Raw genomic sequence first — 13,521 nt, 5'->3', positions numbered from 1 at the left:
CCCTCCTTCGGACACGGGGTTGCCCTGGGTGGGGACGTCTGCCCACCCAGGGCCCCGATGCTGACCTGATCAGTCGCAGGTCGTCACGGACAGCGAGCTGTCGCCGCACAGCAGCAGGCTCGCGCGGCTACCGCCGCCACCGCCGCCACCACCGGTGCGGTCGGTCAGCTCCATCCCCTGAAGGTCCAGAAGCGCCATGTGTGTTCACCTCCTCCTAGATGTCGGTCCGATGTGCCCCTCGCCGCAGCGAAGGGTGTGCCCCTCGCGGCAGCGAAGGGAGTCTGGTCGCGCCGGTAAGCGGCGCGAGGAAGGGCAGTGTCACCGGCTCGTCGTGCCAGGCCGCCGCGGTGCCGAGCAGTACGCCCGCGCTCCCGGTGGCCAGGTCCGTCGACAGCCGGAGCAGTTGCTCGCCGGGGAAGGCGAGGAAGCCCCGGTACGGCAGCGCGTGCCAGGCCAGCCGCCGCACCTGGCGGTCCAGTTCGGCCCGGTCCTGCTCAGCGTGGTCCTGCTCAGCGTGGTGCTGCTCAGCGTGGTGCTGCTCAGCGCCGTCCAGTTCGGCATGATCTGGCCGGCTCTGCTGGGCCGTCCGTGCGGCGAGGTAGGCGATGATGCCGGCCCGCCCGGCGAAGAGTCCGGACTGTGCGTAGAACGGGGCGCGGGCGGCCCGCCGGATGGCGGCGGCGGATTCGGCGAGTTCCGGGTCCGGTCGGTGCCGGAGATACTGGTCGAGCACCGCTCCGATGCCGACACTACCGTGCGCCAGGTAGGGCATGGTCCGCCAGCCCTCGTTGACCTCCAGCGCACCGTCCGGGCGCAGTACGCAGCGGCGCAGGTCGGCCCGGAGTGCGTCGCCGGCCCGGTCCAGCAGTTCGGTGTCTCCGCCGCACTCGTAGAGCCGGAGGAACATCAGGGCCGGGCCGCTGCGTCCGCGGGTCAGTCCCGCGTACGGGTGCTGGCCGCCGCTGACCTGCGGCACTCCGGCGCCGGTGCTGCCGGCGGTGTCGCCTCCGGCCGGCGCACCGGCGCCGTCGGTCGACCGGTCGGCGACCAGTTCGGCGGCGCGCCAGGCAGCCTGCCGCAACGTCGGTTCGCCGGTCCGGCCGGCCATCTCGGCGAGGTTGAGCGCTATGCCGGAGAGCCCACTCACCAGGTCCTCGCCGAGTTCTTCCCAGGGCTCTCCGAGGCAGATGTCGAGTACGTCGAGCGCGTCCTGCCGCCGGCCGAGGTGCTCCAGGGCGTACGCCACCCCGTGCAGGCCGTCGTAGAAGCCGCAGCGGGTGCCGGAGGTCGGGTGCAGGGCCCGCTTCACCAGCCAGTCCTCGTGCTCCGGGTGCCGGCCGGCGCCGGCGGCGTGCAGGGCGTACAGCACTCCGGCCACGCCGTAACCGAGGTTCAGGCCGTCGGTGCGGAACTGCTCGATGTCGCCGGGGAAGAGCCGGTCGTCGCGCTCCGGTGTGGCACTGGCCAGGATCGCGCCGGCGATCCGGTCGCGCAGCCGTGGCCAGGCCGAACGGCCGGTGGCGAAGTCGTCGGCCCCGGGTACCTGGTGGCTCGTACCGGCCCGCGCCGGGTGCTCGGGTCGGGCTGCTGTCTCCGCGTCGGCGCGCTGGGCCGGTCGGTCGCCGGGGCGGGCGGTACTGCCGGTGATCTCGGCGACCGCCGCGTCCAGGAAGTCGCGTGGCACCGGGAAGTGCGCGGCGACGACGTCGGCGAGGTGCCCGGCCTTTGCCGGGGCCAGCCGGACCATCTGGGTCAGCGGCAGGAACAGGGCGAGGCGGAGGCAGGCCAGGGCGTACCGGTCGACGGCGAGCCCGGTCCGGTCGCGCGGGGCGGCGAACGCCTGGTTGCGCAGGGCGGGTCGGCCCGCCTCGGCGACCGGCGCGGCGACCTCGAAGTCGACGAGGGTGACCCGGTCGTCCGGCCCGACCATGATGTTGAACAGGTGCAGGTCGCCGTAGACGATGCCGTGTGCGGCGATCGCGCGTACGGTCCGCTCCACCTGGGCGTGGATCCGCAGCGCCCACTCCGTGTAGTCGGCCAGCTCGGCCGGGGTGGCGTCGGCGTCGACCAGCGGGTAGCGCTCGACGACCAGCTTGTTCAGCGCCCGTCCCTCGACGAACTCCAGGGCGAGGAAGTGGTGCTCGCCGAGGACGAACTCGTCGTGCACCCGGGCGATGCCTGGCACGTCGGCGAGCCGGCGCAGCATCTCCGCCTCGCGGTGCAGCCGGGTCATCGCGTCGGTGCCGTTGGCGTCCAGCCCGGCGTGCGGGCGGGCCTCCTTCAGCACCACCTGGGTGTCGGTGCGGGTGTCCCGGCCGACGTACAGGCCGCCGCCGTTGGAGAAGTGGATCACCCGTTCGATCCGGTACGGCAGGTCGCTTGTGGTGGTCGCGTTCCGGGCGGCGAGGTGCGGGCCGAGGAACTCCGGCAGGCTCACCCAGTCCGGTACGTGGAAGACCGGGTCGCGCCGGTCCGGTACCAGGGTGCCGGTGCCGTCCTCGACGGCGGGCACCACCTGGCCGTCGGCGCTGACGCAGTACCGGGCGGCGAATCCGCCGTACCGGACGTAGAGTGGGCCGGTGCCGTAGCGCAGGTCGCTGAGGATGTACGGGCCGGACTCGCCGTCGAGTCGCTCGGCGAGTTCCTTGCAGGCCAGTTCGAGTTCGGCCTCGTCCCGGGGATAGATGGTGACGAACTTGCCGCTGGAGCCGCGCCGGGCGTACTTCGAGTTGCGCATCAGCAGCATCCGCGGGCCACGGAGGAACTTGAACGACATTCCCCGGGGTACGCAGTAGTCGAAGACGTCGTCCAGGATCCGGTCGGCGTTGTCCAGGCAGGCCGAGACGTGAATTTTCCAGCCCTGCTGGGGCAGCTTGCCGTCGACCGGGCCGTAGACCAGCCAGTCGTCCTTGGGCTCGCGCTGCCAGCCGGCCGGCACGGGTCGGCCGGCAGCCGCGAACCCGCCGGAGGCGGTGGCGGAGGTCGTGCCGAGGGAGTCGTAGAACAGCGGATCGACCGCGCAGTACGCGTCGTACCTCTCGTCCATTGCGACTCCTCGGATGGTCTCTGGTCGACCGATGCTTCATCGACACATTCGAGTCTCCCGGTCGCATCCGAGGTGTTACTAGTGTGTTAAGTCATTCCTCGCGGTGCGTCATGCACGGGTACTCATGACAAATGTCAGTACCCGTGAGCGGATGGGAATCATCTATATTGCTAAATCCGGATATACGAATCAACGCGCGTTGGCGACGTCTGTTCCGGTACGTCCGCCAAGCCGCGGCTCGCCGCTGCCATCATGCGCGGAGGACCCGTCCCGGGGGACCGGCTGGACAGCGAGATCCGGCTGACCGATCGGCTCGGACTGTCCCGGCCCGAAGGCCCCGGAACGCGACGCGCCGGGCCGACTCGGGTCGGCCCGGCGCGGTGTCGCCGATCGGTTACTGCGACGGCTCGGGCACGTCGCACTCGATCTCGGGGTTCAGTCCGACGTAGTTCAGCGGTCCGGCGACCACCGTCACGAGGGTGGTGCCGACCTCGGCGCAGTTGTCGTTGCTGCGGTCGAAGTAGCCGCGCTGCCCGGCGGCGATCGCGCCGATGATCAGCCATAGCAGTACGATGACGCCGCCTATCGATCCGAAACGCATGAGAGCCTCCTCGGGGGTGGAATGCGGATCGACCCGGCGCGCGCGGCCGGCGATGTCGACCCGCCGGCCCCGGCGCGCCGGGGTGTTGGCGACCTGATACCCACCGCCCGAACCCGCGCAAACGCCACGGCCGCGCTCCCCCGCCGGGCACCCTCGGCCGGGTCGGCCCGGTGCGGGTCCGTGGTGCCGGTCGCTACCGGACGACCCGTCCGCGCAGCACCACCCTGCTGGGCCGGTCCAGCAGGTCGAGATCCTCGCGCGGGTCGTCCGGGTAGACGACGACGTCGGCGGGGGCGCCCGGCACCAGACCCGGCAGCCCGAGGTAGGCCCGGGCGGTCCAGGACGCGGCGCCGAGCGCCACGTGCGGGCGTACGCCGGCGGCCACCAGCGCGCGCACCTCGTCGGCGACCCGTCCGTGCGGCCGGGAGTCGGTGCCGGCCAGCAGCGTCACCCCGGCCTCGGCGGCGGCCGCCGCCAGCGGTCCGTGTGCGGCGGCACCGCCGAGGGCCCAGCGTCGGCGCGGGGCGTCGGTGTCGTCGCGCAGCCGCTGCGGTATGCCGGCGATCACCGCCAGTGTCGGTGTCAGCGCGATGCCCTGGTCGGCCATCCGGTGCAACAGGGCCGGGTCCAGGTGCATGCCGTGCTCTACGGAGTCGACACCGGCCGCCACCGCCGCCGCACCGCCCTGGGCGTGCTGGCTGTGCACCGCGACCCGGCCGCCGACGGCGTGCACCGCGGTCACCACCGCCCGGAGCACCTCCACCGGCAGCGGGTCGTCGCCCGGGAGCCAGTCGGCGATCACCTTGGCCCAGCCGGTCCGGGCGGCCTGCGCGGCGGCGACACCCGGCAGGTCGTCGTGCGACGCCCGCCGGCCCCAGTCCGCGAAGAACTGTCCGGGCTGGGCGATCCACGGTCCGGCGTGGAACGCACGCGGCAGCTCGGGGTCGATGCCGAACCAGGGCGGTGGCTCGGCGGCCAGACCCGGGGCGCGGATCAGGGTCACACCCTGCGCGGCGTGCAGACCCAGGTCGTGCCGGAGAAGTTCCTCGTCGAGCGCCTGGCCGGGCGCCTCGGCACCGGGGTGGGTGTGTGCGTCGACCAGGCCGGGCAGCAACCAGCCCTCGGCGACCAGGTCCGCGCCACCCACCGGATCGGTGGTCCAGCGGTCGCCGTCGGCGTACAGGTCGATCCACTCGCCGTCGGGGAGGGCCCGTCCACGGACCCGGAGTACGCTCACCGCGCCCGACCGGCACCCGGGCCGGTCACGCATCGCGCCGCCATGGCTCGGCACCCTACCCTCCCACTCTCGACCCTCCTAATTTCTCCGATCATCGGCCGACCCGGACGGATAGGCGTATAACGGGATCAAAAGGCGGATTCCGGCGCGACCGGTCATCGGATCGGACGCGTCCCGACGCGCGAAAGGTCTGGTCATGCGACCGCTTCGGGTGCTGCGGATCATCTCCCGAATGGCTGTGGGCGAGGCCGCGCCGCAGGTCGGTGCGCTCATGCGGGGGTTGGACCCGGACCGCTTCGAACAGCGGCTGTACACGGGCCCGGTCGAGCCGGGCACCAGCGACTACCGCCGGTTGCGGGCCACCGACGTACCCGTCCGGGTGCTGCCCGCGCTCCGGCGACCGGTCCGGCCGGCCGACAACCTCCGGGCGCTGGCCGCGCTGATCGCGGAGATCCGGCAGTTCCAGCCGGACCTGCTGCACAGCCACGATCTGCGGGCGGGTGCGCTGGGTCGGGTCGCCGCAGCCGCCTGCCGGGTGCCGATCCGGGTGCACAGCTTCCACACACACCCGCTGGCCGGCGCCGGCCGGGCGGTCGCGGCTGCCGAACGGACGCTGGCCCGGACCAGCCACGCCCTGGTCGCGGTCGGTGCCCGGGTACGCGACGAACTCCTGGCCGCCTCGATCGGCCGACCCGACCAGTACACGGTGATGCCACCGGCGGCGAGCCTGTCTCCGCTGCCCGAACCGGAGCACGCCCGGCAAATCCTCGGGCTGCCCGGTGACGGGCCGGTGGTGGCGTACGTCGGCCCGCTCAGCACGGTCAAACGGCCGGAACGGTTTCTCCGGGTGGCCCAGGCGGTCCGGCATACCCGCCCGGAGACCCGGATCGTGGTCTGCGGCGAGGGCGACCGGTTGGCCGAGACGGTCCGTACGGCCGCCGCCAGCCGGCTTCCGGTGACCTTCCTGCCCTGGCGGTCGGACCTGGAGACGGTCTATGCCGCAGCCGACCTGGTGGTGCAGACCTCGGATCACGAGGGTACGCCGCTGACGCTTGTCGAGGCCGGTCACGCCGGCCGGCCGGTGGTGGCCACCGACGTCGGCGGCACGGCCGAGGTGGTCCGGAACGGCCGCACCGGGCTGCTCTGCGAGCGGCGGGACGTCGACGGGCTGGTTCGCGCGGTGTTGCTCCTGCTGGCCGACGACGGGTTGCGGCGCCGGATGGGCCGGACCGCGCAGGCCGAGACCAGGGAGGCGTTCGGCACGCCCAGGCTGGTGGCCGCCACCCGGGACCTCTACCACCAGCTCGCGACGGCCCGGTGCTGCTGGCCGGCGGAACACGCCGAGCCCGTCGGCGCCGTGGCCCGGGCCCGTTGACGTCGGGTGGCCCGGGCCCGTTGACGCCGTGCAGCCCGTGGTCGTCGACGTCGGGTAGCCGGTCGCCGTCGACGACGCGCGGTGCGCGGTGCGCGCCCCGGGCGGGGCGTCAGAGGCGTTCGACCACCGGGCCACGGCAGCGGTCGCGGCTGTCGAAGACGTACCGGGCGGTTCTGATGATCATGTCGTAGTCGAGCCCGTCGTGGTCCGTGACCACCACCACCGCGTCGGCGGCCCGGACCTCGTACTCGGTCAACTCGACGACCGACAACTCGGTCGGTACGTGTCGCGGATCGGCGTGCGGCTCCACCGCCCTGATCCGGGCGCCGAGCGCGTGCAGCCGGGCGGCCAGGTCGATCGCCGGGGAGTCCCGCAGGTCACCGGTGTTCTTCTTGTACGCGAGCCCGATCATCAGCAACCTTGCCCCGCGCAGTGCCCGGCCCCGGCTGCTCAGCCCGGCCATCACCCGCTGAGCCACGTACTCCGGCATGGCGTGGTTGATGTCGCTGGCCAGCTCGACGAACCGGAACTGCCGGCCGAGCCGGCGTTTCACCTGCCAGGAGAGGTAGCACGGGTCGATCGGCAGGCAGTGCCCGCCGATGCCGGGGCCCGGCCGGAAGGACATGAACCCGAAGGGCTTGGTCGCCGCCGCGTCGATGGCCTGCCAGATGTCGATGTCGAGCTGGTGGCTGAAGGTCGCCAGTTCGTTGACGAGCGCCACGTTGACCTGGCGGAACGTGTTCTCGATCAGCTTGGTGAGCTCGGCGACCCGGGTCGAGTCGACGGGTACGGTCTGCCGCACGATCCGGCGGTAGAACGAGTCGACCCGGTCCAGGGCGGCCGGTCCCATCCCGGAGACCACCTTCGGGGTGTTCTCCAGCCTCCAGACGGGGTTGCCGGGGTCGATCCGTTCGGGGCTGTAGCCGAGGTGGAAGTCCTCCGGGCTGTGCAGTCCGCTGCCGGATTCCAGCAGTGGCCGGAGCAGTTCCTCGGTGGTGCCGGGATAGGTGGTCGACTCCAGGATCACGGTGCAGCCCGGCCTGACGTACGGGGCGAGCGCCGAACCGGCCTGCTCCACGTAGCTGAGGTCCGGTACGCCGTCCCGCAGTGGTGTCGGCACGCTGATCACGCAGACGTCGAAGTCCCGGGCGTCGGCGTAGTCACTTGTCGGCAGGTAACGGCCGGTGGCGAGCGCGGCACCGAGGCGCTGGTCGGAGATGTCCTCGACGAAGGACTCCCCGCTGCCGAGCCGCTTTATCCGGTCAGTGTCGAGGTCGAGCCCGACGACGTCCAGACCGGACTCCACCGCGGCCATCGCGAGCGGCAGGCCGACGTACCCCTGGCCGACCACAACTAGCTTTTCCCTGCTCATGCGGGCTCCCACCGTACTTTGACGACGGTGCACACCTTAGGAGCATTTATCGTTGATCACAGTCGAAACTGGATAAAGGAACGTATTTCGCGATCCGGTCGGACCGCTCGACCTTTCTCAGCCGTTTCCGGGCTCGACCGGGCCGCCACTGCCCGGCGGGTCGGCCGGGCCGGTCGGCGGGTTGCTCGGCGCCGGGTTGGTCGGCGCCGCCGACTGGGTCGGCTCACTGGTCGGCTCGCCGTCCGGGGTCGCGGTCGGTTTCGACGAGGCCGACGGGCGCGGCCGGGGATTGTCCCGGGGACGGGGCGAGTCCGGGTCCTGCCCGCTCGGCGCCGCCGCCGACGGCTGCTCCGGCACCTCGGCACCGAGGGTCGCGGTGCTGCTCGGGGTCGGGGAGGGCGGTGCGTTCTTCGCCGGGGCGTCGCCGGACATCTCAAGGGCGATCACGACGGTGACCACCGCCGCACCGACCCCGACGACAGCGGCCAGCCCGGCCAGGGTGAGCACGCCGAGCCCGGGCTCCCGGCCCCGGTCCCGGCCCCCGGAGCCGACCACCGGGTTGTCGGTCAGGGTGCCCGGCCCGTCGTCCCGGCCGGCACCACCGGCCCGGCCCGCACCGGCCGCGGCGGCGGCCCGGACGCCGAGACCGGTCACCGCGGTCGGCTCCGCCGGGGCGATGCCGCCACCGGAGACCTCGCCGGTGGCCTCCGCCGCCACCACCGCCGGGTGCATCGCGGCGGACCGGGCCGCCCTGGCCAGCGCGGCGGCGTCCGGATACCGGTCGGCCGGATCCTTGGCCAGGGCCCGCCCGATCAGCGCGGCCACCGGCCCGGGTACGTCGGCCGGCAGCGGATCCGGCTCCTCGTGCAGGTGCTTGACCGCGACCTGCAACGGGTTGTCCCCGGTGAACGGCGGCTGCCCGGCAACACACTGGTATGCCACCGCGCCGAGTGCGTAGATGTCGGTGGCTGCCGAGACGGGCTTCCCGGCGGCCTGCTCCGGCGCCATGTAGAGCGCCGTGCCCGGCACGGCGTTCGAGCTGGTGATGCTGGTGATGTCCACCGACCGGGCGACGCCGAAGTCGAGCAGCCGGACGGTGCCGTCGGCCTGCACCAGCAGGTTGCTCGGCTTGACGTCCCGGTGCACGATCCCGCCCTGGTGCGCGGCGTGCAGTGCCTGGGCGACCTGGGCCACCACGTGCATCGAGTCGACCACGCTGAGTCGCCCGCTGTCCTTGATCCGGGCCGACAGCGGCTCGCCGTCGACGTACTCCATCACCAGGTAGTCGGTGCGGCCGGAGGGGAGTTCGTCCTCGCCGTAGTCGAAGACCTGCACGATGCCCGGATGGTGCAGGGTGGCCAGCATCCGCGCCTCGGCCCGGAACCGGGCGATGAAGTCGGGGTCGGCCAGCAGCGAGGGAAGCAGCACCTTGACGGCGACCCGGCGGCCGAGCACCACGTCGGTACCGCACCACACGTCGCCCATTCCGCCCGTGGCGACACGCTCGTCCAGGCGGTAACGCCCGCTCAGCAGGACTCCCGATTCCAGCACGTGCACACCGTACCCAGCGGTGCGGCCGGACACGCAATCGCGGCGTAACGAGGTTGCGGCGGTCGGCGGGGGCGGCGCCGCACAGCGTACCCGCGAGGCGGCCCGACCGCTCCGGCAGGCCGTCGCCGCGCCCGCCCGCTCAGCCGGCGACGGTGATCGCGGTCGAGTCGGCCGGGTCGTAGCAGCGCATCCGGTCCGGGTCGACGGCGAGCCAGACCGGGCTGCCGGGGCCGATCCGGAACGTCGGCGGCGCCTGCACCTTGAGTTGCCGGCCGGCCAGCTCCACGGTCAGCAGGATGGCCGCCCCGGTCGGCTCCACCACCTCGACCCGGGCGGCCAACCGGCCCGGCCCGTCGGCGTCGAAGACCTCGATGTTCTCGGCCCGCACCCCGACCGTCACGTCGGTGCCCGGATGGTCGGCGAGCCCGGCCGGTGCGGCGGTGGACTGGTCGCCGATGCGCAGCCGGGGGACGCCGTCCGCGCGCTCCAGCCGGGCCGGCAGGAAGTTCATCGGCGGGGCGCCGAGGAAGCCGCCGACGAACTCGTCGGCCGGGCTGTCGTAGACGTCCAGCGGCGGACCGACCTGGGCGACCCGGCCGTCGCGGAGCACCGCGACCCGGTCGCCGAGGGAGAGTGCCTCGGCCTGGTCGTGCGTGACGTAGACGGTGGTGGTGCCGAGCTTGCCGACGATCCGCTTCAGCTCGGTGCGGAACTCCATCCGGAGCAGGGCGTCCAGATTGGACAGCGGCTCGTCCATCAGCAGCACGTCGGCGTCGGTGACGATCGCCCGGGCCACCGCGACGCGCTGCCGCTGCCCGCCGGAGAGCTGCGCCGGATAGCGGTCCAGGAACTCCGTCAGGTGCAGCAGCTCGGCCGCCTCGCCGACCCGCCGGTCGATCTCCGCCTTCGGGGTCTTCCGCATCGCCAGCCCGAACGCGATGTTCTGCCGCACCCGCATGTGCGGCCAGATGGCGTACGACTGGAAGACCATCGACAGGCCGCGCTGCCGGGCCGGCAGGTCCGTCACGTCCCGGTCGCCGATCCGCACGGTGCCGGAGTCCGGGGTCTCCAGTCCGGCGATCATCCGGAGCAGGGTGGTCTTGCCGCAGCCGCTCGGCCCGACCAGCACCAGGAACTCGCCGTCGCGAACCTCCAGGCTGATGTCGTCGGTGGCGGGGGTGCGGGTGCCCGGATACGTCTTCACCAGGTTCCGCAGCACGATCTCGGCCAACGCTCGTCCCTTTCAGCGGATCGTGGTTCCCCACATGTTCAACAGGTAGCGGCGCATGAACGCGATGAAGACCAGCGCCGGTACGACAAGCGCGAAGCCTCCGGCGAACCGGAACGCCAGCGGCGAGTCGGCGAGCGTCGAGAGCACCTGGGCCGGCAGCGTACGCCGGTTCAGGGTGAGCACGGCCGCGCCGAGCACCTCGTTCCAGGAGGTGACGAAGGCGAAGATGGCGGCGGCGGCGATCCCGGGCAGCGCCTGCGGGAGTACCACCCGGGCGAAGGCGCGCGGTGCGCTGGCCCCGAAGACCATCGCCGCCTCCTCGTGCTCCACCGGCACCGCCACGAAGATCGCCGACGTGATCAGCACGGTGGTCGGCAGGGTCAGCGCGGTGTGCAGCAGCGCGACCGCGTACGTGCTGTCGTAGAGGCCGGTGGCCAGGAAGACCCGGGCCAGCGGCACCGAGAGAACCACGATCGGCAGCGCCCGGGTGAGCAGCAGGAACAGCTGGTAGGGCTCCCGGCCCCGGAAGGCGTACCGGGCGACGGCGTAACCGGCCGGCACGCCGAGCAGCAGCGAGAGGGTCAGGCTGAGCAGCCCCACCTCGACCGAGTTCTGGAACCCGCCGACCACCCCGGTGCTGTCCAGGAAGACCCGCATCGTCTCGGTCGAGACGTCGGTGGGCAGCAGCGAGAGCGGGAACCGGTTCAGCGACTCCCGGCTGGAGAGCGCGGCCAGCGCGATCAGATAGATCGGCAGCCCCATGAAGAGGGTGACAAGCACGCAGGCGGCCTGGATCGCGACGGTGCGCCGCCGGGCCGCCCGGGACCGGCTCACCGGTGACCTCCCGCCGGATCACGCAGCACCCGCAGGTAGACCACCGCGGTGCCGAGCGACATCAGCAGGATCACCAGGGCGATCGCCGCCGAGACCCGCTCGTTCTGCAACGTCACGTACCACTGGTAGGTCTCGCCGACCAGCAGCGGGAAGCTCCGCCCGGTCAGCGCCTGGGCGACGGCGAAGGTCTGCAACCCGAGGATGGTCCGCAGGATCAGCGCCACCTGGAGGCTCGGCCGCAGCTGCGGCAGGATGACGTGCCGCAGCCGCTGCCAGTAGGTGGCGCCGAAGACCGCCGCCGCCTCGTCGTAGTCGCGGGGGATGTTCTGCAGCCCGGCCACCACGATCACCAGTACCAGCGAGGTGGCCCGCCACAGCTCGGCCAGCAGGATCGCCAGGAACATGGTGCCGGTGCTGTCGTACGACAGCCAGGCGTAGCCGTCGCCGAGCCCGAGCTGGGACAGCACCGAGTTGAGGTACCCCCGGTCGGCGAAGATGGACAGCCAGACCAGCCCGGCGGCCAGGTCGCTGATCGCCAGCGGCACGCACCAGACGTAGAAGTAGAACGACGACAGCCTCGGCCGCTCCCGCAGCAGCAGCGCCATGGCCAGCGCGAAGGCGAACTGCAACGGGATCAGCACCACGATCAGCAGCGCGGTGTTCCTGGTCGCCGTCCAGAAGTACGGGTCGTCCAGCATCCGGCGCAGGTGTGCCGTGGTGGGCCCGTCGGTGCCGGTGAACGCCTGCCCGACGCCGACCACGATCGGCCAGAGGAAGAGCGCGGCCAGGAACACCACCGAGGGGGCGACCAGGAGGGCAGCCGTCGGCACCCGGGGCCGCCGACGGGAGCGGCCCGGCGGCCGGCTCGGCGGCGCCGGTCCGGCAGGTGCCGGATCGGGCGCGGTGCTCACTGCACCCGGCACGTCTGCCCCGCCTCGACCGGGTCCGGGCGCCAGCACGGCACCTTCACCTCGGCCAGGATCGTGTCGAGCTGCTGCGCCTGCCGGTCCAGGACCTGCTGCACGGGCCGGCGGTCCAGGCAGATCTCCTTGAAGCAGTTCTTGAAGATCTGCGAGACCTCACCGTCCTTGGCACCCAGACCGACCGGCGGCAGCGCGACCACGGCACCCTCGGCGTCCTGCTGCCGGCGTACCGCCTCGGCCTCCAGCGCCACCGCCGGTGGCAGGTCGTCCGGGAGGGTGGCGGAGACCACCGGGAAGAAGGCGTTGCGGCGCAACACCTCGAGCTGTACGTCCGGCGTGGTCAACGCCTCGATCACCTGGCGCGCCCGGTCCGGCTCCGGTGCGCCCTCCGGGATCGCCAGGCCGGCCACCACCAGCATGTAGCCGAGCCCTTTCGGCCCGCGCGGCGCGGGTGCCATCACCCAGTCGTCGGGCTTGTCGGCCGGGGCGTTGACCAGCCGGGCGACGTGGTCCCAGGCGATCAGCACCTCACCGCGCTGCAACGGCTCCTGCATGTTGTCGTAGTTCGTCGACGCCGGTGCGGTCTGCGCCCACAGCTCGAGCATGTACTGCCAGGCCCGCACCGCGTCCGGGTTGCGGAAGGTGGTCATCTGGCCGCCGGTGAAGCTCGGCAGCAGGTAGCCCTGGAAGAACCGGTGGTAGAGCCCCTTCGGGCCGCAGGGCAGGCCGAGGACCGGCCTGTTGCCGTTGGCCCGCCGGGCGTCGCCGACCCAGGTCAGGAACTGGTCGTACGTCAGGTTCTGCACGTCGGTGCCGCTGGGCAGCCATTGCAACGCCCGCTTGTTCACGGCGAGCACGTAGGAGGCCTGCATCCACGGCAGGTAGGTGGTGGCGCCGCCGGCCAGCCTGCCCAGCTCGGCGAGTTCGGGCGGGAAGCCGCGGTCGGCCAGCTTGCCGGCCAGCTCGTCGAGGTTGGCGAACTTGTCGGCGTGCGGGGCGAAGTCGCCGTGCAGCCCGCCGGCCAGACTCACCTCGACCCGGCCGGCGGCCAGCTGCGACGTGATGGTCGAGGAGAAGATGTTCGGCTCCACGGTGTTGTACGCCACCGCGCCGCCGCCGACCCGGTCCCGGAGGATCTGCTCGAAGCGCTGCCGCTCCTCGACCGGGGTGAACTGCGTGGAGAGGAAGGTGATCGCCCCTTCGGCGTCGGACCCGGTGGTCGAGGCGCCGCCACAGGCGCCCAGTAACGGAGCGGCCCCGGCGGCGAGGCCGAGCCCGAGTAGCCGTCGCCGGTCGAGCCGTGGTTCCGGGCCGGGCGTGCCTGCGTGACGTGCCATCGTGCCTCCCCGTG

At 72.5% G+C, this 13,521-nt stretch carries 11 protein-coding genes; 1 reads left to right on the top strand and 10 read right to left on the bottom strand.

What is annotated here, in order from left to right; translation table 11 throughout:
- Window positions 1–69: 69 nt before the first annotated feature.
- The 4 genes from O7626_RS15955 to O7626_RS15940 form a co-directional block, all read right to left on the bottom strand.
- Window positions 70–198, bottom strand: a complete 129-nt coding sequence (locus O7626_RS15955) for a SapB/AmfS family lanthipeptide (RefSeq protein WP_278061952.1) — start codon at window positions 196–198, stop codon at window positions 70–72.
- A 16-nt stretch (window positions 199–214) separates the two neighbouring features.
- The gene (lanKC, locus tag O7626_RS15950) at window positions 215–3,046 is read right to left on the bottom strand and encodes a class III lanthionine synthetase LanKC (RefSeq protein WP_278061951.1); all 2,832 of its coding nucleotides are present in this window, start codon (window positions 3,044–3,046) and stop codon (window positions 215–217) included.
- A 394-nt stretch (window positions 3,047–3,440) separates the two neighbouring features.
- The gene (locus tag O7626_RS15945) at window positions 3,441–3,647 is read right to left on the bottom strand and encodes a hypothetical protein (protein WP_278061950.1); all 207 of its coding nucleotides are present in this window, start codon (window positions 3,645–3,647) and stop codon (window positions 3,441–3,443) included.
- A 193-nt stretch (window positions 3,648–3,840) separates the two neighbouring features.
- Complete coding sequence (locus O7626_RS15940; protein ID WP_278061949.1) at window positions 3,841–4,917, bottom strand: amidohydrolase family protein; 1,077 nt, start codon at window positions 4,915–4,917, stop codon at window positions 3,841–3,843.
- A gap of 163 nt (window positions 4,918–5,080) precedes the next feature.
- On the opposite strand from O7626_RS15940, the gene O7626_RS15935 reads away from it, so the two are divergent.
- Entirely contained in the window at window positions 5,081–6,259 is a 1,179-nt protein-coding gene (locus O7626_RS15935; RefSeq protein WP_278061948.1) for a glycosyltransferase, read from the top strand.
- 109 nt (window positions 6,260–6,368) lie between these two features.
- Here O7626_RS15935 and O7626_RS15930 read toward each other — a convergent pair whose 3' ends face one another.
- The 6 genes from O7626_RS15930 to O7626_RS15905 form a co-directional block, all read right to left on the bottom strand.
- Window positions 6,369–7,631 carry a nucleotide sugar dehydrogenase gene (locus O7626_RS15930; protein WP_278061947.1) on the bottom strand — a complete coding sequence of 421 codons (1,263 nt, stop codon included), beginning with the start codon at window positions 7,629–7,631 and terminating at the stop codon, window positions 6,369–6,371.
- A 117-nt stretch (window positions 7,632–7,748) separates the two neighbouring features.
- The gene (locus tag O7626_RS15925) at window positions 7,749–9,182 is read right to left on the bottom strand and encodes a serine/threonine-protein kinase (protein WP_278061946.1); all 1,434 of its coding nucleotides are present in this window, start codon (window positions 9,180–9,182) and stop codon (window positions 7,749–7,751) included.
- Window positions 9,183–9,321: 139 nt separating this feature from the next.
- Window positions 9,322–10,413, bottom strand: a complete 1,092-nt coding sequence (locus O7626_RS15920; protein ID WP_278061945.1) for an ABC transporter ATP-binding protein — start codon at window positions 10,411–10,413, stop codon at window positions 9,322–9,324.
- A 12-nt stretch (window positions 10,414–10,425) separates the two neighbouring features.
- Window positions 10,426–11,247 (bottom strand): carbohydrate ABC transporter permease, encoded by an 822-nt coding sequence (locus tag O7626_RS15915; RefSeq protein WP_278061944.1) that lies wholly within the window; start codon window positions 11,245–11,247, stop codon window positions 10,426–10,428.
- Window positions 11,244–12,077 carry a sugar ABC transporter permease gene (locus O7626_RS15910; RefSeq protein WP_278061943.1) on the bottom strand — a complete coding sequence of 278 codons (834 nt, stop codon included), beginning with the start codon at window positions 12,075–12,077 and terminating at the stop codon, window positions 11,244–11,246. Before O7626_RS15910 ends, O7626_RS15915 begins: the two co-directional genes overlap by 4 nt.
- 77 nt (window positions 12,078–12,154) lie before the next feature.
- Window positions 12,155–13,507, bottom strand: coding sequence for an ABC transporter substrate-binding protein (locus tag O7626_RS15905; RefSeq protein WP_278061942.1), 1,353 nt, complete (start codon window positions 13,505–13,507; stop codon window positions 12,155–12,157).
- Between the last annotated feature and the right edge of the window lie 14 nt (window positions 13,508–13,521).

Origin of the sequence: Micromonospora sp. WMMD1102 (assembly GCF_029626265.1) — a bacterium.
In the GTDB taxonomy this organism is placed as follows: Bacteria; Actinomycetota; Actinomycetes; order Mycobacteriales; family Micromonosporaceae; genus Plantactinospora.
This window is presented reverse-complemented; position numbering and strand designations above follow the sequence as displayed.

Excerpts from the sequence above, each read along its gene's own strand:
- O7626_RS15955 (WP_278061952.1), bottom strand. The coding sequence starts at position 198 with ATGGCGCTTCTGGACCTTCAGGGGATGGAGCTGACCGACCGCACCGGT.
- lanKC (WP_278061951.1), bottom strand. The coding sequence starts at position 3,046 with ATGGACGAGAGGTACGACGCGTACTGCGCGGTCGATCCGCTGTTCTAC.
- O7626_RS15945 (WP_278061950.1), bottom strand. The coding sequence starts at position 3,647 with ATGCGTTTCGGATCGATAGGCGGCGTCATCGTACTGCTATGGCTGATC.
- O7626_RS15940 (WP_278061949.1), bottom strand. The coding sequence starts at position 4,917 with ATGCGTGACCGGCCCGGGTGCCGGTCGGGCGCGGTGAGCGTACTCCGG.
- O7626_RS15935 (WP_278061948.1), top strand. The coding sequence starts at position 5,081 with ATGCGACCGCTTCGGGTGCTGCGGATCATCTCCCGAATGGCTGTGGGC.
- O7626_RS15930 (WP_278061947.1), bottom strand. The coding sequence starts at position 7,631 with ATGAGCAGGGAAAAGCTAGTTGTGGTCGGCCAGGGGTACGTCGGCCTG.
- O7626_RS15905 (WP_278061942.1), bottom strand. The coding sequence starts at position 13,507 with ATGGCACGTCACGCAGGCACGCCCGGCCCGGAACCACGGCTCGACCGG.